This is a genomic window from Erythrobacter sp. RANMB8 (genome assembly GCF_056848235.1).
In genome coordinates this window covers 66,521-87,759 of record NZ_JBREHG010000015.1, presented here as the reverse complement: position 1 = coordinate 87,759, position 21,239 = coordinate 66,521, and the positions used below count along the sequence as shown (strand labels likewise).

Annotated in this window: 21 protein-coding genes; 12 read left to right on the top strand and 9 right to left on the bottom strand. The window is 66.4% G+C overall.

Annotated elements, in window-relative coordinates; genetic code table 11:
• The first annotated feature begins 295 nt into the window (after positions 1-295).
• The 3 genes from ACU0AG_RS14620 (at position 296) to ACU0AG_RS14610 (ending at position 5,175) form a co-directional block, all read left to right on the top strand.
• Positions 296-1,246, top strand: coding sequence for a retropepsin-like aspartic protease (locus ACU0AG_RS14620; RefSeq protein ID WP_482783012.1), 951 nt, complete (start codon positions 296-298; stop codon positions 1,244-1,246).
• Between the two features lie 53 nt (positions 1,247-1,299).
• Positions 1,300-3,147, top strand: coding sequence for an ABCB family ABC transporter ATP-binding protein/permease (locus tag ACU0AG_RS14615; RefSeq protein ID WP_482783011.1), 1,848 nt, complete (start codon positions 1,300-1,302; stop codon positions 3,145-3,147).
• A 96-nt stretch (positions 3,148-3,243) separates the two neighbouring features.
• Positions 3,244-5,175 (top strand): S9 family peptidase, encoded by a 1,932-nt coding sequence (locus ACU0AG_RS14610; protein WP_482783010.1) that lies wholly within the window; start codon positions 3,244-3,246, stop codon positions 5,173-5,175.
• Here ACU0AG_RS14610 and ACU0AG_RS14605 read toward each other — a convergent pair whose 3' ends face one another.
• From ACU0AG_RS14605 to ACU0AG_RS14590, 4 genes are read right to left on the bottom strand one after another with little or no spacing between them, the layout of a single operon-like run.
• A complete protein-coding gene (locus ACU0AG_RS14605; protein ID WP_482783009.1) occupies positions 5,176-5,544 on the bottom strand; it encodes an ACT domain-containing protein in 369 nt (122 codons plus the stop codon). It abuts the gene before it with no gap.
• The gene (hslU, locus tag ACU0AG_RS14600) at positions 5,544-6,842 is read right to left on the bottom strand and encodes an ATP-dependent protease ATPase subunit HslU (RefSeq protein WP_482783008.1); all 1,299 of its coding nucleotides are present in this window, start codon (positions 6,840-6,842) and stop codon (positions 5,544-5,546) included. Before hslU ends, ACU0AG_RS14605 begins: the two co-directional genes overlap by 1 nt.
• A gap of 20 nt (positions 6,843-6,862) precedes the next feature.
• Positions 6,863-7,420 carry an ATP-dependent protease subunit HslV gene (gene hslV, locus ACU0AG_RS14595; protein WP_482783007.1) on the bottom strand — a complete coding sequence of 186 codons (558 nt, stop codon included), beginning with the start codon at positions 7,418-7,420 and terminating at the stop codon, positions 6,863-6,865.
• 48 nt (positions 7,421-7,468) lie between these two features.
• Positions 7,469-7,960 carry an outer membrane protein assembly factor BamE gene (locus ACU0AG_RS14590; RefSeq protein WP_482783006.1) on the bottom strand — a complete coding sequence of 164 codons (492 nt, stop codon included), beginning with the start codon at positions 7,958-7,960 and terminating at the stop codon, positions 7,469-7,471.
• Positions 7,961-8,199: 239 nt separating this feature from the next.
• Here ACU0AG_RS14590 and ACU0AG_RS14585 point away from each other — a divergent pair, with 239 nt between their 5' ends.
• Positions 8,200-8,727, top strand: coding sequence for a ubiquinol-cytochrome C chaperone family protein (locus tag ACU0AG_RS14585; protein WP_482783005.1), 528 nt, complete (start codon positions 8,200-8,202; stop codon positions 8,725-8,727).
• Positions 8,721-9,254 (top strand): YceD family protein, encoded by a 534-nt coding sequence (locus ACU0AG_RS14580; RefSeq protein WP_482783017.1) that lies wholly within the window; start codon positions 8,721-8,723, stop codon positions 9,252-9,254. The genes ACU0AG_RS14585 and ACU0AG_RS14580 overlap by 7 nt, the downstream gene beginning before the upstream one ends.
• A 3-nt stretch (positions 9,255-9,257) precedes the next feature.
• On the opposite strand, the gene ACU0AG_RS14575 is transcribed toward ACU0AG_RS14580, so the two are convergent.
• Entirely contained in the window at positions 9,258-10,403 is a 1,146-nt protein-coding gene (locus ACU0AG_RS14575) for a GGDEF domain-containing protein (protein WP_482783004.1), read from the bottom strand.
• 164 nt (positions 10,404-10,567) lie between these two features.
• Between ACU0AG_RS14575 and ACU0AG_RS14570 the strand changes: the two genes are divergently transcribed.
• On the top strand, positions 10,568-12,550 hold the full coding sequence (locus ACU0AG_RS14570) for a lipoxygenase family protein (protein WP_482783003.1): 1,983 nt from the start codon (positions 10,568-10,570) through the stop codon (positions 12,548-12,550).
• Positions 12,551-12,586: 36 nt separating this feature from the next.
• On the opposite strand, the gene ssb is transcribed toward ACU0AG_RS14570, so the two are convergent.
• The 3 genes from ssb to ACU0AG_RS14555 form a co-directional block, all read right to left on the bottom strand.
• Positions 12,587-13,123 carry a single-stranded DNA-binding protein gene (ssb, locus tag ACU0AG_RS14565; RefSeq protein ID WP_482783002.1) on the bottom strand — a complete coding sequence of 179 codons (537 nt, stop codon included), beginning with the start codon at positions 13,121-13,123 and terminating at the stop codon, positions 12,587-12,589.
• A gap of 117 nt (positions 13,124-13,240) precedes the next feature.
• Positions 13,241-13,903 carry a COQ9 family protein gene (locus ACU0AG_RS14560; protein WP_482783001.1) on the bottom strand — a complete coding sequence of 221 codons (663 nt, stop codon included), beginning with the start codon at positions 13,901-13,903 and terminating at the stop codon, positions 13,241-13,243.
• A 1-nt stretch (position 13,904) separates the two neighbouring features.
• Positions 13,905-14,480 (bottom strand): ankyrin repeat domain-containing protein, encoded by a 576-nt coding sequence (locus tag ACU0AG_RS14555; RefSeq protein ID WP_482783000.1) that lies wholly within the window; start codon positions 14,478-14,480, stop codon positions 13,905-13,907.
• A 160-nt stretch (positions 14,481-14,640) separates the two neighbouring features.
• Between ACU0AG_RS14555 and ACU0AG_RS14550 the strand changes: the two genes are divergently transcribed.
• The 6 genes from ACU0AG_RS14550 to ACU0AG_RS14525 are packed head-to-tail and all read left to right on the top strand — an operon-like array spanning position 14,641 to position 18,559.
• Positions 14,641-15,246 (top strand): SCO family protein, encoded by a 606-nt coding sequence (locus ACU0AG_RS14550; protein ID WP_482782999.1) that lies wholly within the window; start codon positions 14,641-14,643, stop codon positions 15,244-15,246.
• On the top strand, positions 15,234-15,716 hold the full coding sequence (locus ACU0AG_RS14545; RefSeq protein ID WP_482782998.1) for a YcgN family cysteine cluster protein: 483 nt from the start codon (positions 15,234-15,236) through the stop codon (positions 15,714-15,716). The genes ACU0AG_RS14550 and ACU0AG_RS14545 overlap by 13 nt, the downstream gene beginning before the upstream one ends.
• Positions 15,713-16,435, top strand: coding sequence for a M48 family metallopeptidase (locus tag ACU0AG_RS14540; protein WP_482782997.1), 723 nt, complete (start codon positions 15,713-15,715; stop codon positions 16,433-16,435). The genes ACU0AG_RS14545 and ACU0AG_RS14540 overlap by 4 nt, the downstream gene beginning before the upstream one ends.
• Positions 16,436-16,482: 47 nt before the next feature.
• A complete protein-coding gene (locus ACU0AG_RS14535) occupies positions 16,483-16,932 on the top strand; it encodes a hypothetical protein (protein WP_482782996.1) in 450 nt (149 codons plus the stop codon).
• Positions 16,929-17,918 (top strand): bifunctional diaminohydroxyphosphoribosylaminopyrimidine deaminase/5-amino-6-(5-phosphoribosylamino)uracil reductase RibD, encoded by a 990-nt coding sequence (gene ribD / locus ACU0AG_RS14530; RefSeq protein WP_482783016.1) that lies wholly within the window; start codon positions 16,929-16,931, stop codon positions 17,916-17,918. Before ACU0AG_RS14535 ends, ribD begins: the two co-directional genes overlap by 4 nt.
• 17 nt (positions 17,919-17,935) lie before the next feature.
• Positions 17,936-18,559, top strand: coding sequence for a riboflavin synthase (locus ACU0AG_RS14525; RefSeq protein ID WP_482782995.1), 624 nt, complete (start codon positions 17,936-17,938; stop codon positions 18,557-18,559).
• Here ACU0AG_RS14525 and ACU0AG_RS14520 read toward each other — a convergent pair.
• Positions 18,556-21,222: a DEAD/DEAH box helicase family protein gene (locus ACU0AG_RS14520; protein ID WP_482782994.1), complete on the bottom strand. Its 2,667-nt coding sequence runs from the start codon at positions 21,220-21,222 to the stop codon at positions 18,556-18,558. The genes ACU0AG_RS14525 and ACU0AG_RS14520 overlap by 4 nt on opposite strands.
• Positions 21,223-21,239 lie beyond the last annotated feature (17 nt).

The following is a 21,239-nucleotide window of genomic DNA, read 5'->3' as shown; positions in this document are numbered from 1 at the left end:
AAGAACCGCAGAATTCCTACATTTTTCCCCGTTTTTGCCTCCCTCAATCACGCTCCGGAGCCGGTTTCGGCGGTCTGAATCTCCCCGATCGGGAGTGTGAATCGCCTCCCTGTATGCCCCCCAATTGCCGGCCTCACACACCCTCTGTCCTACAAACCGCCCCGATCATCGGTTGGATTGTGTCTCGAAGCCCCTTGCCTGCTTCGCATTCCCTGTTGGGACACCTTCCCCGGCAGTGGTATGATCGCGTTGTCCGGCAGGGCCGCGTCTGTCCTGCCGCTTGGGAGAGACATTGATGCACGCGCGAATCATGGCCTTTGTTCTGGCGATGGCGGCACCGCCCCTTGCCGCCGAAACGCCTGCGCCTGCCCCTCTGGTCAGCCCTGCGGCAGAAGTCATCGCGCTCGAGGAGGAACGCAACCGCCGCCTCACTCTTCCCGTGATGATCGACGGCGCCGGGCCGTTCGCCTTCCTGATAGACACCGGCAGCCAGGCAACCGCGATCACCCACGAGATCCGCTCCAGCCTTGCGCTTGCCCCGGCAGGCAAGGCGGTGCTGGTCGGCATGGCCAGCCGCCGCGAGGTCGATCTGGCTGCAATCCGGCGGATCGAGTTCGGGTCCAACAGCTTCACCGATTTCACCGCGCCGGTGCTGGCGCGCGAGCATGTCGGCGCGGACGGGATCATCGGGCTGGATGCCTTGCAGGATTACCGCGTGCTGCTGGATTTTCGCAACCAGACCATCGCGGTCGAGGACGCGCGCGGCAAAGGCAGCACCCGCGGGTTCGAGATTGTCGTGCGCGCACGGCAGGAGCTGGGCCAGCTGCTGATCACCGATGCGCTGGTGGAAGGGGTGCGCGCCACAGTGATCATCGATACCGGCGCACAGGCCAGCCTTGGCAATACCGCACTGCGTGAACGGATCCGCGCCCGCCGTGCTGCCGAGGTCGTCACCACCGACGTCAACGGCGTCGATCTGGTCGGGCAGGTGGCGATCGTGCGTTCGCTCTCCATCGAGGGGCTGGCGCTGGCCGATGTGCCGCTGGCCTTTGCCGATACGCCCGCCTTTGCCGCGCTGGGGCTGGCCGACACGCCGGTGCTCTCGCTCGGGATGCAGCATCTAGCCCTGTTCGACCGGGTCGCGATCGACTTTGCGCGCCAGCGCGTGCTGTTCGATGTGCCGCGCGATGTCGCCCGCGCCATCAGGGAGGCAAAGCGCGGCAATGTGGTCGTGCCGCGCTTCTGATTTGCCGCGCCTGCTTGCGGTATCCCCTGCCCGCGCCCACATGAAGGCGCGACATGCCACCCGAAACCGCCCAGCCCGCCGATCCCTCGAACAAAAAGACTCGCGCGCGCGACGCGGAGAGCTGGGCCACGCTGCGCAGGTTCCTCCCCTATCTCTGGCCGCGGGACAATCCCGGCCTGCGGATGCGGATCGTGGTGGCGATGGCGCTGGTGCTGGCGGCAAAGGCGGTCACGCTGGCCCTGCCCTTTGCCTACAAGGGCGCCGTCGATGCGATGTCGGGCACAGCGAGCGACGCCGCAAATGTGGCAATGGCGCTGGTCGCTGCCTATGCGCTGGGGCGCTTCACCTCGGTCGCCTTCGACAATCTGCGCAACATCGCCTTCGAACGCGTCGGGCAGATGGCCTCCCAGAGCCTTGCGGAAGATGTGTTCCGCCGCCTCCACCGCCTGTCGCTGCGCTTCCACTTGTCGCGCCGCACGGGCGAGGTCACCAAGATCATCGAGCGCGGCACCAAGAGCATCGACCAGATGCTCTATTTCCTGCTGTTCAACATCGTCCCCACCATCATCGAACTGATCGCGGTTGCGGTGATTTTCTACCTCAATTTCGGCCTGACGCTGGTGGCCGCGACCGCGGTGACGGTGGTGGCCTATGTCTGGGTGACGCGGGCGATCACCGAATGGCGCACGAAGCTGCGGCGCGAGATGAACGATCTCGACGGCGAGGCCCTGCACCGTGCGGTCGATTCGCTGCTGAATTACGAGACAGTGAAGTATTTCGGTGCCGAGGCCCGCGAGGAAGAACGCTATTCCCGCGCCGCCCGTGCCTATGCCGAAGCGGCGATCAAGTCGGAAAACTCGGTCGGCCTGCTCAACATGGCGCAATCGGTGATCACCAATGCGCTGGTGGCAGGCGCGATGGCCTATACCGTCTGGGGCTGGAGCAAGGGCACGCTGACGGTCGGCGATCTGGTGCTGGTGAACACCTATCTGATCCAGCTGTTCCGCCCGCTGGATGTGCTGGGCTGGGTCTATCGCACGATCCGGCAGGGGCTGGTGGACATGGCCGAAATGTTCCGCCTGATCGACACCGAGATCGAAGTGCAGGACAAGCCGGGCGCCCCCGCGCTCATTATCCGCACGCCGACTGTGGCGTTCGACAATGTCACCTTCGGCTATGAACCCGGACGCACGATCCTTCACGGCCTCAGCTTTGAAGTCGCGGCGGGCACGACCACCGCGATTGTCGGGCCTTCGGGGGCGGGCAAAAGCACCATCGGGCGGCTGCTGTTCCGCTTCTACGATCCGCAGGGCGGGCGTGTGCTGGTGGGGGGCGAGGATATCACCACGGTCAGCCAGGCCAGCGTGCGCGCAGCGATCGGCATCGTCCCGCAGGATTCGGTGCTGTTCAACGATACGCTCGCCTATAACATCGCCTATGGCGCGCAGGGCGCCGATCAGGCGCAGGTCGAACAGGCCGCGCGCGATGCCGCGCTCACCCCGCTGATATCCCGCCTGCCCGAAGGCTTTGCCACGATGGTGGGCGAACGCGGGCTGAAGCTGTCGGGCGGGGAAAAGCAGCGCGTCGCCATTGCCCGCACGCTGGTGAAGAACCCGCCGATCCTGTTGCTCGACGAGGCGACGAGCGCATTGGACACCCGCACCGAGCAGGAAATCCTCGGCACGCTGAAACGCATCGCCAAGGGGCGCACCACCATCGCGATTGCGCATCGCCTCTCGACGATTGCCGATGCCGACCGGATTCTGGTGCTCGACCACGGCCGGCTTGCCGAAAGCGGCGATCATGCGAGCCTTCTGGCCAAGGGCGGGCTCTATGCCGAAATGTGGTCGCGTCAGGCGAATGAACGGCGCGAGGATGTGAACGCCGAGGCCGCCGAATAGCGCGGGATTGCCTAGCAACAGCGCGCCCGTTACCTCTGCTCCATCGCCCCGTTGATCCTGGGGCTTTCCCTTCGGACGAGAGAGAACGGAACCCCCATGCACCGCGCCAATCTGATTGCCCTGCTGCTCGCTACTGCCGCCGCGCCGCTTGCCGCGCAGGACACCCCGCCTGCTGTCCCGATTCCGGCCGCGCTGACCGCCGAGGAAATGCCCCCCATCCCGCTGGAACTGGCCGAGCGCGCCCGCCCCTATCTCGAAGCGCGCGGTGCAGGCTTTTCGGGCTGGGATCCCAATACCCGCGCCGTGCTGATCAGCACCCGCTTTGCCAACGTCAACCAGCTCCACCGGGTCGAAGCGCCGATGGGCGCCCGCACCCAGATCAGCTTCGAGGCCGAGCCGGTGCGCGGTTCCTTCGCGCCGGCAAAGGGCGACGTGATCCTCGTCACCAAGGATCGCGGCGGGGACGAGTACTTCCAGTTGCACACCCTGAAGGATGGCCGCCTGACCTTGCTGACCGACGGCAAAAGCCGCAACCAGCCGGGCGCCTGGAGCAAGGATGGCGAGCTCGTCGGCTACAGCTCGACAAAGCGCAACGGTGTCGATTCCGATCTCTACGTGATGAACCCGCGCGATCCCGCCTCGGCGCGGATGGTGCATGAAAGCAAGGGCGGCGGCTGGGCGATCATCGCCTTCTCGCCCGACAAGACCCACGCCTATGTCGCCGATTACAATTCGGTGCAGGATGTCGATCTCTACCGGCTCGATCTGGCGAGCGGCGCGATGACGGCCATCGGCGATCCGGCCGCGCAGATCGCCTTCAGCGGGATGGACATTGCGCCCGATGGCACGATCTGGGTGACCAGCGATCAGGGGTCCGATTTCAAGCGTCTGGGCCGTCTAGACCCCGTCTCGGGCGCTTTTGCCCCTGTTTCACGTGAAACATGGGACGTCGACAGCTTCGACATTTCGGATGACGGCAAGACCATCGCCTATGTCGTCAACGAGGCCGGCAGCGACCGGATGCGCCTGCTCGATGTCGCCAGCGGCAAGGTCACCAAGGTCGATGTCCTGCCCGCCGGGCTGATCGGCGGCCTGCAATTCGCGCCGTGGGGCGAAATCGGCTTTTCCTTTTCCAGCGCCAAGAGCGCGGCCGATGTGTGGTCGCTTGACCCCAAGACCATGCAGCTGACCCGCTGGACGCAGAGCGAGACCGGCGGGCTGGATGCCAGCGTCAATGTCGAGCCGCGCATCGTCACCACCAAAAGCTTTGACGGGCTGGAAGTATCGGGCCTGCTCTACATGCCCGATCCGGCGAAATTCCCGGGCAAGCGGCCGCTGATCGTGTCCGTGCATGGCGGGCCCGAGGGGCAATCGACCGCCGGGTTCATGGGGCGCAACAACTATTACCTCAACGAACTGGGCATCGGGGTGTTCTACCCCAACGTGCGCGGATCGACCGGCTACGGCAAAACATTCGTCAGCCTCGACAATGGCCCGTTCAAGCGCGAGGATTCGGTGCGCGATATGGAGGCGCTGATCGATGCAGTGCGCGCCGACAAGGCGGTCGATCCGGCCCGCGTCGGCCTCACTGGCGGATCATATGGCGGCTACATGTGCTACGCGGCCGCCGTGCAGCTCAAGGCCAAGCTGACCGCGACCCAGTGCACCGTGGCGATCAGCAACTTCGTCAGCTTCCTCGAAAACACCAACCCCTACCGGCAGGATCTGCGCCGGGTGGAATATGGCGACGAGCGCGATCCGGTGCAGCGCGCCAAGCTGACCGAAATCAGTCCGCTGACCCGTGTCAGCGAAATCGAAAAGCCGATGTTCGTGATCACCGGCGCGAACGATCCGCGCGTGCCCAAGTCCGAAGCCGACCAGATGGTCGCCGCGATCCGCGCCAATGGCGGCGAGGCCTGGCACCTGGTCGCCGCCGACGAAGGCCACGGCTTCGCCAAGAAGGCCAATTCGGACTACGCCTTCCTCGCGCAGCTGGTGTTCTGGAAGAAGCATCTCTTGGGGGAGTGATCACCCACCCTGCGAAAGGCGCTGGAGCAGATCCAGCGCCTCCTCGCGCCGCTCCCACGGCACGAACAGGTGATCGTGGTGGAAGCCCGCCACGACATTGCAGGCGATTCCGGCCTCTGCCAGCGCGGTGGCGACCGCAGCGGTCAGCCCCACCCCATCGAGCGCGGAATGCACCATGAGCGTGATCCGGGCAAAGGCCCCGCCCTCGCCCCGCACGATCGCGGTGGTGCCCTCGTCCTCGCGGATCAGGGCGAAGGCATCGGCGGGCACGGCACCCTCCACCAGCACAAAGTCCCAGCGCCGCATATCGAGCGCCGGAGCCATTCCCGCCAGCATCGCAGACAGATCGCTGACCGGCCTTGCGCCCATCACAGGATGTATTTGCTGAGATCGGTGTTGCCCGCCAGACCTTCCAGCCGGGTGCGGACGTAGGCGGCATCGATGGTGATCGTCTCGCCGGTGTGATCCTCGGCCTCGAAGCTGATTTCTTCCAGCAGCCGTTCCATCACCGTCTGCAAGCGGCGGGCACCGATGTTTTCGACCGTGCCGTTCACCTGTGCCGCGATGCGGGCGATTTCGGGGATGGCATCGTCGGCAAAGTCGAGCGTCACCTGCTCGGTCCCCAGCAGCGCCTTGTATTGCGCCACGAGGTTCGCACGCGTTTCGCTGAGAATCCGCACGAAATCCGCCTCGGTCAGCGCGCGCAGCTCGACCCGGATCGGCAGGCGGCCCTGCAATTCGGGCAGCATGTCGGACGGCTTGGCGACGTGGAACGCGCCGCTGGCGATGAACAGCACGTGGTCGGTCTTCATCGGACCATATTTGGTGGCGACCGTGGTGCCCTCGATCAGCGGCAGCAGATCGCGCTGCACGCCTTCGCGGCTGACGCTGCCGCCGCGCACATCCGACACGGCAATCTTGTCGATCTCGTCGAGGAACACGATCCCGTTGGTCTCGGCATTGGCCAGCGCGGCGCGCGCGACATCGTCCTGATCGAGGCGCTTGTCGGCTTCTTCGTCCACCAGCCGGTCCCACGCATCGGGAACGCGCAGCTTCTGGCGACGGGTGTTCTTCCGGCCGAGCGCCTTGCCCATCATGTCGGACAGGTCGATCATCCCGATCTGCCCGCCCATATTGCCCATGTCGAAGGGGGTGGCGGGGGTGTCGCGCACCTCGATCTCGACCTCGACATCGTTCATCGCGTTCTGGACGATCCGCTGACGGAAGCTTTCGCGGGTCGCTTCGGAGGCATTGTCACCCACCAGCGCCGTCAGCAGCCGGTCCATCGCCGCCTGCGACGCGGCCTCGCGCACAGCTTCGCGGCGACGTTCTTTTTCCAGCCGGATCGCCTCTTCCACCAGATCGCGGGCGATCTGTTCGACATCGCGGCCGACATAGCCGACCTCGGTGAACTTGGTCGCCTCGACCTTGATGAAGGGGGCTTCGGCGAGCTTGGCGAGCCGCCGGCTGATCTCGGTCTTGCCGCAGCCGGTCGGCCCGATCATCAGGATGTTCTTGGGCGTGACCTCGTCGCGCAGATCGGCGCCGAGACGCTGGCGCCGCCAGCGGTTGCGCAAAGCGACCGCAACCGCGCGCTTGGCATCCTGCTGGCCGATGATGTGTTCATCAAGGGCGGCGACAATGGCTTTGGGGGTCAGGTTGTCCATGAATTGTCCGAAGAGGTGAGCTAGACGGTCTCGACCGTCAGATTTCCGTTGGTGAAGACGCAGATGTCGGCCGCGACCGCCATGGCCTTGCGCGCAATGGTTTCCGCGTCGGCTTCGTAATCGGCGAGCGCGCGTGCGGCGGCGAGCGCGAAATTGCCGCCCGATCCGATCGCGGCGATATCGCCCACCGGCTCCAGCACATCGCCATTGCCGGTCAGCACCAGCAGCGTGTCCTTGTCCGCGACGATCATCAGCGCTTCGAGATTGCGCAGGTATTTGTCGGTGCGCCAGTCCTTGGCGAGTTCGACGCTGGCACGCATCAGCTGGCCGGAATACTGCTCCAGCTTCTTTTCCAGCCGTTCGAACAAGGTGAAGGCATCGGCCGTGGCCCCGGCGAAACCGGCGATCACGCTGCCATTGCCGATCCGGCGCACCTTGCGGGCGTTGGGCTTCATCACGGTGTTGCCCATCGACACCTGTCCGTCACCTGCAATGACAGTGGTGCCGCCGCGCCGGACGCCGATGATGGTGGTGCCGTGCCACTGGACAAGGCCGTGGCTGGAAGTGTCGCTTGTCATGCCAGCGAATATGGAGCGCTTGCCCGCAGGATCAAGCGCCGCGCGGCGTTACGGCCCGCCCGGCGCCCCGCCGACGCCTGCACCGCCGACCTGACCGATATTGCCGAACAGGTCCTCGAGAAAGCCGCGCTCGCGGCCCAGCGTCGGGGTCTTGTTGCCGTTGGGATCGAGGAACACGACCTTGTCGATGCCCGAACGCTCAACCTTGGCGACCCGCCCGGCCGCGTCAAACTGCACCGCCAGCACGTTGTGGATGCGGATCCGGGGCCGGTTGAACGGACGCTGGCCGGTGATGCTCGAAACGTAATACCACGTCGGCGTGCCGAACTGGCTGACGAAGGTGGGGCGGCCCAGCGTGCCTTCGACCGATTGCTGGTTGTCGATCCGGGGCTGGATCATGTCGGTCAGCAGCGGATCGGCGATGTAGCCGCGCGATTCGCGGATCGACGAACACGCCGGAAGCGCCGCTGCCATGCCTGCCAGCAGCACCAGCGCCTTGAGCCTGCGCCACTCCGGTTTTCTGGTGCCTGCCATCATCATCTGCGTCAAACCGTGTCCGTCCCGTCCTGCAATACGCGTGCGTTTGCCGATTGTCCCTTGGGAGAAGCGCTTTAAGGGGCTAGTCGCCAGCTTGCAACGCACCATATGACGCAGCGGTGGCGCAGGCGGGTTGAACCGTGGTTGAACGCATCCGCCGCTTGTGCGTTAGCGTAAGCATGGCGGGCGGAGATCGCATCCGTTTCCACTGTCGCCCCTCTCGCGTGAAAGGCTCTTTGCGAATGTCCTTCCTCTCCCGCCTGCTTGGCACCGCACCCGATCCGCGTGAAGGCGTGCGCCCGCTGTGGCACCGGGTGATCGAACTGGCTCGCGACCGGGCCTATTATGCCGAATGCGGCGTCGCGGATTCGATCGCCGGGCGGTTCGACATGATCACGGCCGTGCTGAGCGCGGTGATGGTGCGGATCGAGGCATCGGACCTGCGCGCAGAAAGCGCCCTGCTGGCCGAGCTGTTTGTCGAGGACATGGACGGGCAGCTGCGCGAATTCGGGGTGAACGACGTGGTTGTGGGCAAGCGCATCGGCAAGCTGATGAGCGTGCTCGGCGGCAGGCTCGGCGCCTATCGCAGCGCTCTCAATGCCGGCGATCTGGACAAGCTGACCGCAGCGGTCGGGCGCAATGTCACCTTTGCCGAAGGCGCCGACGAAAGTGCCAGCGCCGCGAAGGTGGCAGACCGCCTGATGAAGCTGTCGCAGCGGCTGGCACGCTTCACCGACGCCGAAATGCTGAATGCGAGCGCGATCTGGTGAGCGCGCCGGTTCCCCACGAACTCAGCCGGATGATCAAGGCCCGCCCGCTGCCGGCCGATCCGGTGGTGATCGAGGCGAGCGCGGCCGAATGCGCCGCACTGGCGCAGCGCTTCGGACTGGGCGCGGTCGAATCCCTTCGGGCGGAAGTCGCGCTCGACCAGAAGCCGCGGGCCGTGCGGGCGACCGGGCGGCTGACGGCATCGATCATGCAGCCCTGCGCCATCAGCGGCGAGGATTTTGCCGTGCGGATCGACGAGCCGATCGACCTGCGCTTTATCGAGGAAACCCAGCGCGCCCCTGCGGCGGACGAGGAGATCGAACTGGAGGCCGATGATTGCGACGAGATCGGCTATTCCGGCGACATGTTCGATCTTGGCGAGGCGGTGGCGCAGACGCTTGGCCTTGCAATCGATCCCTACGCCGAAGGGCCGAATGCCGATGCCGCACGCAAGGCGGCCGGCATTCTTCAGGAGGGCGAACAGCCCGGCCCGCTGGCCGCGATGCTGGCAGCGCTGAAAAAGGACTGATTGTCAGGCCGAAAGCGCCGTGCGGGGTTCATCCGTCCGCGATCCGCGCACCTCGGCCTTGGCCTGATACAGCGCCCGGTCGGCGAACTCGAACAGTGCGTCAGCGGTGGCGCCGTCCTGCGGCCATTGCGCCACGCCGATACTGGCACCCACGGTCACCGCGATGTCGTCGATCAGATGCGGGCGCACCAGCGCAATCAGGATGAGGTCGGCAATCGGCGCCGAGCGGAGGGCGGAGTCGGGCGGCAACAGCACCGCGAATTCATCGCCCCCCTGCCGTACCACCAGCCCTTCATCACCCACCACCTCGCGCAACCGCTCGGCGATGGAACACAGCAACCTGTCCCCGAAGGCATGGCCGAACCGGTCATTGACCGGCTTGAACCCGTCGAGATCGAGCAAGGCCAGCCTGAAAGGCGCGGGCTGGCGCGAGCCGCGCAGCAGCTTGTCGATCCGGTCGTCGAGCGACCGCCGGTTCGCGAGCCCCGTCAGCGGATCGGTGTGCGCCAGATCGCGGGTCTGGATCTGCAAGCGCAGCAGATCGACCAGCATCGCATGGCTCTTCATGATGAAGCTGACGAGGATCACCGTCGCCAGGATCAGGCTGGTGGCGGCAGCAATCTCCCCCGGTCGACCCGATGTCAGCATCAGCAGCGAAACCGGCACCACGCCGATCACCAGATTGAGGATCGCGGCGAAGCGGATTGGTGACAGGCAGTAGGCCGTGGCCAGCGCGCCCATCGCGATGATCATGGCGAAGTTGGCGTGATTTTCCGGCGGGGAGGCCAGCCAGTTGATCACCGCCCAGCTGCTGCACATGATCGCGACCCAGCCGGAAACGCTATGGGTTTTCTTCACCATCAGCTGCGCGCGGCGCAGGCTGAGATGCCGTTTGCGGCTGACGATGTTGTCGATCAGGCCCAGCACGCACAGCACCGCCAGCAGCGCGGGCATGCCGTATTTGATCGCCCAGTGCAGATCCGCCGCTCCCGCCCATGCCGCAGTCGGCGTGGTGGCAAGCAGCATCAGATACATGGTGGGCGACTGCGTCTCCACCCGCTGGGCGCGCAGGATCGTGAAATCGTCGCGGATCGCATCCGGGATCGGCGGCATCAGGCGTGCGCGCAGGCTGGCGAGGTAACCGGTCATGGCACCTGTGGTTAACGGCGAGGCGTAAAACGCCGGTTAATGAAGTGATTATTCGGCGGTCCGGATTTCGTCGTGGTCGCGGCAGCAGAGGCCGCCGCGCCCTGACGGATAATTAACCATCGCCCGTTACCGCTTGCAGCGATCACGGAGCGAGGAGCCTTCCCATGAGCATACAGTCCCCCATCGTCCCGCAGGCCGGTTCGCTGACCGCGCCGGTGCCGCCGGCCGCCCCCTCGCTGCCGCAGAACGATACGCCCGCCCAGCAGGCCGCCCGTGCCGCGCAGATTGCCGCCAGCCAGTCACGCTACGTCTGGAGCGAGAGCGTGCCGACGCTGCCCGGCGTGCCGCTCGCCGCGAGTGTTCCGGCCGACAATCTGCCGACGCTGGCATGGTGGGGCCTGCTGATCGGCATCAGCCTGAAGATCGTGCGCAATGCGCTGGCGGTGAAGCTGGGCGGTGTCGACCGCGGCGAGATTGATAGCCCGCGCGCCAAATTCGAGGCTGTACTGGCCGAATGCGATGCGATCGAAGCCCATGTGAAAACGCTGGTCGCCCCGCCCGCGCCTTCGGGCGAGAGTTTTCTCGGCCATCTCGTCGCCGATCTCGAAGCGGCGGTCGCCCATGCCGAGCGCGAGGCGAAAATCGCCGCCCTGAAAGCGCACAAGGCGCGGCTTGAGGAACTGATGCGGATCGAGGATGCGGCAGGCCTCGGCGGCAGCGTGCCGCCGACGCTCGATGCCTATCGCGCCCTGTTCGACACCCTGCCGCTGCCCGGCATCGCCTGGACCTTTCAGGACGATGCCGAATTCGCCGCGCTGCGGGTGCAGGGGCCGAATGCGATGCTTATCGCTGCGGTGGGCGAGAGCCTGCCTGCCAACTTCCCGCTGTCTGCCGCCAGCTATGCCGGTGTCGTGAACGGCGACACGCTGGATGCCGCGCTGTCCGAAGGACGGCTGTTCATGCTCGATTACGCGGTGCTCGGCACGCTTGAGCCGGGGACATGGGGCGGGCTTGCGAAATATGTCTGGCAACCGCTGGCGCTGTTCGCGGTGCCTCCCGGCGGTTCGAGCCTGGTGCCGGTGGCGATCCAGTGCGGGCAGGACCCCGATGCGTGGCCGATGATGACGCCCTCGGTGGTTGCGGACAAACAGTGGGGCTGGGAAATGGCCAAGCTGGTCGTGCAGGTGGCCGATGGCAATTATCACGAACTGGTCGCCCACCTCGCCCGCACCCATCTGGTGATCGAAGGCGTGGCGATGGCGACCCACCGGCACCTTGCGACCGTCCATCCGGTCTGGGCGCTGCTGGTGCCGCATTTCGAAGGCACGCTGTTCATCAACGAGGCTGCTGCCACATCGCTGATCGCGCCCGATGGCCCGATTGACCACATTTTCGCCGGCGAGATCACCTCGACCCAGGCGCTCGCCGTGGCGGCGCGGCTCGATTTCGACTTCACCGCCAAAATGCTGCCCCACGATCTCGCCGCGCGCGGGGTTGGGCCGGACAGCGCGCTGGCGGACTTCCCCTATCGCGACGACGGGCTGCTGGTGTGGCAGGCGATCCATGACTGGGTGCGCGGCTATATCGGACTCTATTACGCCAGCGATGCCGATGTGACCGGCGATGCCGAGCTTGCCGCATGGGCGGCCTGCGTGGCGGGCGAGGCGAAGATCGGCGGCTTTGGCCCAATCACCTCCCGCGATGCGCTGGTCGATGCCTGCACCATGATCATCTTCACCGCGAGCGCCCAGCACGCGGCGGTCAATTTCCCGCAGAAGGATGTGATGGCCTTTGCCCCAGCCGTCACCGGGGCCGGCTGGCAACCTGCCCCCGAGAGCCAGAGCGGGCAGGACAAGCCCGGCTGGCTTGCCATGGTGCCGCCGATGGCGCTGGCGCTGGAACAGCTCAACGTGCTCGAACTGCTCGGCTCGCTGCATTACCGCCCGCTGGGCGACTATCGCAGCACCGACGCGCCCTATGGCCCGTGGTTCAGCGATCCGAAGGTCACAGGGCCAGAAGGCCCGCTGGTCGCGTTCCAGAGCGCACTTGCGGGCGTTGAGTCAGTGATCGAAGCCCGCAACGCACAGCGCCTGCGGCCCTATCCCTATCTCCAGCCGAGTCTGATTCCGGGCAGCATCAATATCTGAGGCTGGCCGCCCGCGCGGCGGGGCGGCTGCGCGCGATCAGAACGGGATATCGTCGTCCAGATCGTCGTAGCCGCCGCCGGTCTGGCCGAAGCTGCCGCCTGACGAACCGCCGCTGCTACCGCCGCCCTGATCCCAGCCGCCACCACCGCCGCCGTAGCCGCCCGAGCCTCCCGAGCCGCCGCCTGAACGACCACCGCCGCCGCTCATGCCGCCGCCACCGGGCGCGCCGTCAAGCATGGTCAGCGTGCCGCCGAGTCCCTGAATGACGATTTCGGTGCTGTAACGGTCCTGTCCGTTCTGGTCCTGCCACTTGCGGGTCTGGAGCTTGCCTTCGACGAAGACCTTGCTGCCCTTCTTGAGATAACGCTCGGCGACCCCGACCAGCCCTTCGGAAAAGATCGCGACGGTGTGCCATTCGGTCTTTTCCTTGCGCTCTCCGGTCTGGCGGTCCTTCCACTGTTCGGACGTCGCGATGCGCAGGTTGGCGACCTTGCCGCCATTGTTGAAGGTCCGGATTTCCGGATCAGCGCCCAGATTGCCGATCAGCATGACCTTGTTGAGCGAACCCGCCATCGAAATACCCTTCCCGTCAATGTCTTGCCCCGCCGCGCAAGATGCGCCGCGAATCTGTGACAGGCAATAGGATAGCTTGGTCAGCGGCGCACCAGCGACCGGCGCTTAATCCACCGCTTACCGCGCCGGATAGCGCAGGCGGCCGAGGAAGCGCGTCAGGCTCGGCAATTCGCGTTCCTTGCCGACAAACTGCGCCTTGGCTTTCTCGAACTTCATCACGCCGTCGATCCGCCGGTCGAGGAAGGCGTGGGTATCGGCCTTCCCCTCGCTGGCATCGTTGACGAACACCGCCAGCGTCGCGCTGTAGATCCCGGCAAGGATCATGCGCTTGGTATAGTGATTGTAATCGGTCGCGGTATCGCCCGCCAGCCGCCACATGATATCCGCAGATCGCCAGCCCAGCCGCACGGCGCGGCGGGCGTTTTGCGGCTGCGCCATCACCGCCAGTGCTCGGCGCACCGCTTCGTCGAGATGCGCCACCGCATCGAGCCGGAAGGCGACCAGCGTGCGAATGCGTTCGCGGATCTTGAGCGTGGCGAGCCGTTCGGCAGGCCATTCGGCTTCCATTGCCTGATCGACCGATGTGATCCACGCCTCGATCATGTCCATCGGCTTGCTGCCGGGAAAGGCGAGCTTGGCCACATCGACATCGCAGCCCGCCATTTCGGCGGCGGCGACCAGCGCGGTTTCGTTCCAGCCATCGAAGATCGCCGAAGCGGCAATATCGGGGGCAAGCGCGACGCGCAGTTCATCGAGCGTCAGATCGGAAAAATCGGTCATGTCAGAAGGAAGGCCCGTAATCGCGCTTGGTTCCCGCCGCGGCGCGCTTGGCATCGGCGTTTTCGAATTCCTGCTTCATCAGCGAATTGCCGCTTTGCAGTTCCATGTAGTCGCGCGCCGAGCGGCCCGAATTGTCGTTGCGGTCGGGATCGGCGCCCTTTTCCAGCAGCAGCCGCACCATCGGCACGTTGCGCGCATGAACCGCGGCAATCAGCGGGGTTTCGCCTGTCTGGTCGGAGACATTGATGCTCGCCCCGCCCTTGATCAGCGCCTCGACCCCTTCGGTGAAGCCCATCGCCGTGGCGAGTTGCAGCGGGGTAATGCCCTTCTTGTTGCGGATGTTGGGATCGGCCCCGCGTTGCAGCAGGAACCGGATCCACAGCGCATCGCTGCGCGCCACCACGATATGCAGACCGGTGTCGCCGCTGGTGATGTCGCGGGTGTTGACGAGCTGGCTGCCCGGCTTGCTCAGCATGTCGGTCGCCTCGTTCCCTTCGCGGTCCTTGACCGCTTCGAGGAACTTGTAGCCTTCCGACTGGAACTGCGCGGCGGCCGGCACTGCCAGCACCGCAGCCATTGCGGGAAGGATTGCACTGGCAATCCCGCGCCGGAAGCCTAACTTGCGCAAAACATCGGCGGACACGGTTTGATCCTTTCGTGTTACCTGCCACACCCATCTGGTGTGCGAGGGACAACAAGGCAAGCCTGCCCCTTTCCCGAAAGCCAATTAGCAGACCATGAACCGCATCAACAAGACTTACCCCGCCCTTTCCCTGCTGCTGGCTGCCGCGCTCGGCCTGGCGGGCTGCGAGGCCACGGCGCCGGTCGCCGAACCTCCGCTCGCCGGCGCTGCAATCGGCGGTGATTTCGCGCTGACCGCCAGCGACGGGCGCACCGTGAAGTGGGATGATTTCGCGGGCCAATACCGCGTCGTTTACTTCGGCTATGCCTTTTGCCCCGATGTCTGCCCGACCGACATGCAGCGCGTCGCACAGGGGCTGAAGCTGCTGAAGGCCAGCGCCCCGGACACCGCAGCCAAAATCCGGCCGATCTTCATCACCATCGATCCCGAACGCGATACCCCGCAGGTGGTGGGCGAATTTGCCGCCGCCTTCTCGCCCGACATCATCGGCCTGACCGGCACGCCCGAACAGATCGCCGCCACGGCCAAGACATTCAAGGTGTTCTACGCCAAGGGCGCGGCGGTGGAGGGCGGCGGATACCTCGTCGATCATTCCAATATCGTCTATCTGTTCGGCCCCGAAGGCGAACCGCTGGCGACCCTGCCAGTGGATCAGGGGGGCGAGGCCGTCGCCACGGAACTGGCGAAATGGGTGAAGTGAGAGACCGCTTCTGGGAACTGCCGCTGGGCGATCTGACCCGCCCTGAATGGGAGGCGTTGTGCGACGGCTGCGGGCGCTGCTGCCTGCACAAGATCGAAGACGAGGACAGCGGCGAGATCGTCGATACCAATATCGCCTGCCGGCTGCTCGACACCCGGACCGCGCAATGCAGCGATTATCGCAACCGCAAGGCCTTCGTGCCCGATTGTCTGCGGCTGACGCTGCGGATCGTGGAACAGGTCAGCTGGCTGCCGTCCACCTGCGCTTACCGCCTGCGCGCCGATGGCCGCCCGCTGCCGGGCTGGCATTACCTGATCAGCGGGGATCGCGATGCGGTGCGCCGTGTCGGCGTTTCGGTGATCGGGCGGGTGGTGAGCGAGACCGAGGCCGGTCCGATGGAGCATCACATCGTCGAATGGCCTTCCCCCCGCCCTGACCGCATGGCGCCGGAGCAGGAAGGCCAGCCATGATCGACTGGCTCCGCCGCCCTACGCTCGATCCCGACATTACGGTGGGGGACAAGCGCCTGCCGATCGTCCTGAAACGGCTGCACAATGCCCGGCGGCTGACTCTGCGGCTCGCGCCCGATGGCAGCGAGGTGCGGGTGACGTTGCCGGCGTGGGCCGATGCGCGCGAAGCGATTGCCTTCGCCCATGCCCGCAGCGAATGGCTGGCGGGCCAGATTGCAAAGCTGCCCGAGCGTGCGGCTCCCGAACCGGGCGGCGCGCTGTGCTATCGCGGAAACACCCTGTCGCTGGCGTGGGACCCTGCCGCCCCGCGCCGTCCGGCCATCGAAGGCACAGCCCTGCGCGTCGGCGGTCCGCAAGCCGGGCTCGAAACGCGCCTGCGCCGCTGGCTGGAGGCCGAGGCGCTGCGCCTGTGCGAGGCGGACATGCGCGAATATTGTGCCGCCGCCGGGCTCGATCCGGTGCCGATCGGCCTGACCCGCGCCCAGCGCCGCTGGGGTTCATGCTCTGACAGAAGCCGCATCCGGATCAACTGGCGGCTGGTGCAGGCGCCCGATCATGTGCGCCGTTCGGTGGTTGCGCACGAGGTGGCGCATCTGGTCCACTTCGATCACAGCCCCGCTTTCCATGCCCTGCTCGCCCGCATCTTCGAAGGCGAGATCGCGCTGGCCGACCGCTGGCTGAAGGAACACGGGCGCGGACTATACGCCGCTTTCGGGTGATCCGCGAAGCCTTTGCCATTGCGCACCCCACGCCCTATATTCGCGCCATGCTTTCCAAGTCGCGTTTCAACCCTGCGTCCGGCATTGCCGATTTCTGGACCGAGTTCCGGCGGCCGAACCCCTATCGCTGGCCGTTCCTCGCGCTGTCGGTGCTGCCGGTCGCGGGGATGCTCTACTGGGGCATGAACAGCACGGTCTATGGCGAGCCGGAGCGGCCGAAGATCGAATACATCACCACGCTCGACCCGACCCGCACCGACGCCGAGATCATGGCCGAGAACATCGCCAATCAGGAGGTGAAGGACCTGCGCAAGGCCGAACAGGCCCGCATCGCCGAGCGCAAGCGCGATATGTACAAGGCGCTGGGCAAGGCGGCGGGCATGGATGTCGAGGAGATCGAGCGCAAGGCCGAAGCCGAACGCGCTGCCGAAGAAGCCGCCAGGGCCAAGCGCCGCGAGGAAGCGGCTGCGCGCACCAGCGAAAGCGCCGGACAATAGCCAGCCCCGCCCTTCCCGACGATCACGACTGGATGGCCGCCGCTGCCCGGCTGGCGCTGCGCGCCCGCCCGCTGTCGCGCCCCAATCCGGGTGTTGCCGCGCTGGTCGTGTGCGAAGGCCGGATCATCGCCCGCGGCTGGACTGCCGCCGGGGGTCGCCCCCATGCCGAGGCGGTGGCGCTGGCAGGCTCCGCACCCGACATTCTGGCCGCAGCGACACTTTACGTCACCCTCGAACCCTGCGCGCATCAATCGGCGCGCGGCCCCGCCTGTGCCGATCTGATCGCAGAGGCCCGCCCGGCCCGCGTGGTGATCGGCCAGCTCGACCCCGATCCGCGCACTTGCGGACAAGGCATCGCCTGGCTGCAAGCGGCGGGCATTGCCACCCGCCTCCTCGATGACGCTGCCTCTGCCGCCAGTCTTGCCGGGTTTCTCGCCCGCCAGCGTGCCGGACGCCCGTGGGTGACGCTCAAGCTGGCAATGTCGCTCGACGGTTGCATCGCGCTGGCGGACGGCACCAGCCAATGGATCACGGGAGAGGTCGCCCGCGCCCATGTCCATGCGCGACGGGCGCAGCATGACGCGATTCTGGTAGGCGGCGGCACATGGCGGACCGATGCCCCGCGCCTCGATGTGCGCCTGCCGGGGCTCGCAGCGCGCTCGCCGCAGCGGGTGGTGCTGACGCGAGGTGCAGCGCCGGACGGCGTGACCGCTATCGCCAGCCCGCAGGACATCGCCGGACTGGAAGGCGTGCAGTATCTCTATGTCGAAGGCGGGGCGGTAACTGCCGCAGCCTTTCTTGCCGATGATCTGGTCGACGAACTGCACCTCTACACCGCCCCGATCCTGATCGGAGGCGATGGCCGCCGCGGCCTTGGCGCTCTGGGGCTTGCCAGCCTTGCCCAAGCCCATGGTCGCTGGGCCATTTCCGAGCAGCGCCAGCTTGGCAGCGACACCTTCACCGCCTATCTGCGCACCCGCAACTGACAAGGACTGCATCGCCCATGTTCACCGGCATCGTCACCGCCATCGGCACCATCGCTTCCGCCGAACAGCGCGGCGACCTGCGCCTGCGCATCAATGCGCCGCTCGATCCGGCGCGGATCGATATCGGCGCCTCGATTGCCTGTTCGGGGGTGTGCCTCACCGTGGTCGAGCGCGGCGGCACGGCGGGCGATGCGTGGTTCGATGTCGACCTGTCGGGCGAGACTGTCAGCCGCACGGTGCCGGGCATGTGGGAGGCGGGCGCGACGCTCAATCTCGAACCCTCGCTCAGGCTGGGGGACGAGCTGGGCGGGCACATCGTCACCGGCCATGTCGATTCGGTTGGTGAGGTGGTGATGGTGCAGCAGCAGGGCGGCAGCTGGCAGGTGGCGATCCGCGCGCGCGCCGAAATGGCCCCCTTCATTGCCGAAAAGGGGTCGATCACGGTCAACGGCGTGTCGCTGACCGTCAACGATGTGCGCGACCGGGCGGATCGCACCTGCGATTTCCTGCTCAACATCATTCCCCATACCGCCGAAGTGACCACCCTGGGCACCCTTGCCGAGGGTGACCGGGTCAATCTCGAAATCGACGTGCTGGCGCGTTATCTCAAGCGGATGCAGGGCCTCGCCGCCGCAAGCTAAAGCCAAACCGAGCGGCGATCGACACTGCGCTGGAACCCTGCGGCAAAGGATGAAGTCCGCGCCCGCAGCAGCAATCGCCGCCCTTCCGCCGTGCGGGCAAACACCAGTTCGGACGAGCCGACGCAGGCGATCCAGAGTTCGGCAAAGCGCTCTGCCGAATCCTTGCGGGCGCCCAGTGCTGCGGGCACCGCATGATAATCGACCCGCTGCCGCAGCCCCAGCCATGACCGGCGCACCAGCAGGTAGCGCGGGTTCTCCACTGGCCCCAGAATCTCCGCGATGCCCTGCATAACCTGCCGCTCGGCAGCGCGGCTCACGCCGGTCAGGACAATGTCCTTGCGCCCGTCGAGGCTGGTGCGGATTTCGACTGCGGCGTGATCCGGTTCGTCAGCGCCGATCACGCCGGCATCGGCCAGCGCCCTCAGCGTGACCCACGCGACCTGACGCAATGATCCTTCGATCGATCCATTGCGCCAGATCAGCCGCCCCGCCTTCGCAAGACGCGGCAGGCTGGCGAGCAGCGCGACCCCGGCAAGGCCCATGCCGACCAGCCCGAAATCGGCATAGGCCGGCACATCGCGCAAAGCGTCCGCCGCGGCCATGGCACCGCCGCCTGCCGCGCTCCAGCCGAGAGCGTGAAGCGTATCGAACAGGCTCAGCGCACGCGGTGCATGGCTGGCCGCCGCAGTCTCGCGCACCCGCGCCCGCGCCGCCCCTTCGCCCAGCGACACCCGCCAGCCTTCGGCAATCGCGGCGCGATTGGCCGCAAGGCTGAAACTGCGCCGGTTGCTGGCCTCGACCGGAGCCGAAGGGTCGATCCCCAACCGTGCCAGCCCGTCCTCGATCAGTGTCGATCCGCCGTTCGAAATCCCCTCGAACGCCTTGAACCGGCGGGCAACCACATGCAGATCCGACAGTTGCGCCGCGCCGCCATCATTGAGGAAACCCCAGTTCATGGTGCTCGCCAGCGCCTCGCGGCTCTCGCGGTCGCCCGGATCGATGGTAGCAAGGTGCCAGATATTGGCGACCTTGCCGGGCCGCGCCGGATCGATGCGGATCGCCCGCCCGCGCATCTGGTTGGACAGCATGAAGGATGCGGTGTTGCTCGCCAGCACCAGACTGTTGAGCACCGGCGCATCCCAGCCCTCGCCCAGCAGGGACTGGGTGCCGACGAGAATGTGCAGATCGCCGCGGCTGAACAGTTCCGTGACCACCCGCACCAGCGCGGCAGAGCTGCCCGTGCGGCAATCGACCCGCATATGGCCGGGGCAGCCCGGCAGGTCGTCACAGCGGAAACCGGCAGGATCGAGCCCCAGCCCGGTGGCAACATCCTGCAAGGCCGCCAGCGCCGCCTTGGGAAGCAGCACCAGACTGCCGGTCAGCACCCCGAGATGACCGGCATCCGCACCTGATCGGCGCAGCGTCTCGAAAATCGGCACCACCCCCAGCTTGGCAGGCGTCCACGACGCATCGACGCGCACCGGCAGTTCGCCTGCGCGGATATGATCGGACAGGATCACCATGCGCAGCTGCGGCCCCAGCGTTTCAGCCTCTGCGCGGGCGATGGCGAGGATCGAGTCGAGCTTGGCAAGGCTCGACGCCATCAGCCTGAACACCGAACGGGTATGGTGCAGCCGCACCCGCCCGCCTTCGATGAAGCCGTGGCGATGCAGGGTATCGCGCAGTTCCTTCAGCCGCACGCGATCGAGCGGGAAGCTGTCCGCGTGCTGCGCGATCAGCCCGTCAAGCAGCCGTTCCAGCCAGAACAGCGAAGGCGCCGGAACATCGCCTGCCGCAACGCCGAGCAGGCGCAGAGGCGGCTTCGGCAATTCGCGCCCCGCCGAAGCCAGCAGCACAAGCACGGCAGACAGCATCTCCGGCGCTTCGAGGATGGCCTCGATATGCGCTTCGGGATCGGTCAGCCACGGATGTGCGGCAAGCCAGTCGAGCAGCGCTGCATCGGCGCGCAATCCCCGCCCCAGTTCGCCCAATGCGGCACGGCGCTGTTCCAGCAGGGCGAGCGTGTCGCCCGCCGGTTCCGACAGGATCAGGTGATCCTGATGCGGGCACAGATCGCCGCCCCGCACCAGTTCGGGAATGCCGATTTCGAGATCGATCGGCCCGCACAATTCCTCGTAGCGGGCCCATTCGGCAAAGCCGGCATCATAGGGCGGTGTCGCCGTGAGAGCGACAAGGCGCACATCCTCCAGCCGGTTGGCCAGTTCGATCAGGCACTTCCACCACTCGCGCCGCAGGTGGTGCGCCTCGTCGAGCACCAGTGTCAGCGGGCCGTGGCGACCCAGCGTCCCGATCAGGTCGTCCAGCGCCTCGCTGCGGCGCAGGCTGTCGAGCGACTGGTAGGTGGTGAGCGTCAGCGCGGCCGGTGCGGCAAGGTCACGCGATATGGTCCCGGCGGCGGGCGGGGCATCGAGAAACAGCGGACACAGGCGCTGCTCCCACTGGTCGCGGATCGCGATGGTTGGCGCAAACACCACCGCGGGCCTGCCGATGCGCCGGACAATCTCCAGCCCCAGCACCGTCTTGCCCGCCCCCGGCGCTGCAACAACGTGCAGGCGGCGGTCATCGAAGTGATCGCCCATCTCTTCAAGGACGCGGGCCTGATAATCGCGCCACTTGCCCTTGAAGTTCATGTCCTTGAGCACGGGCCGAGCCTAGCAGC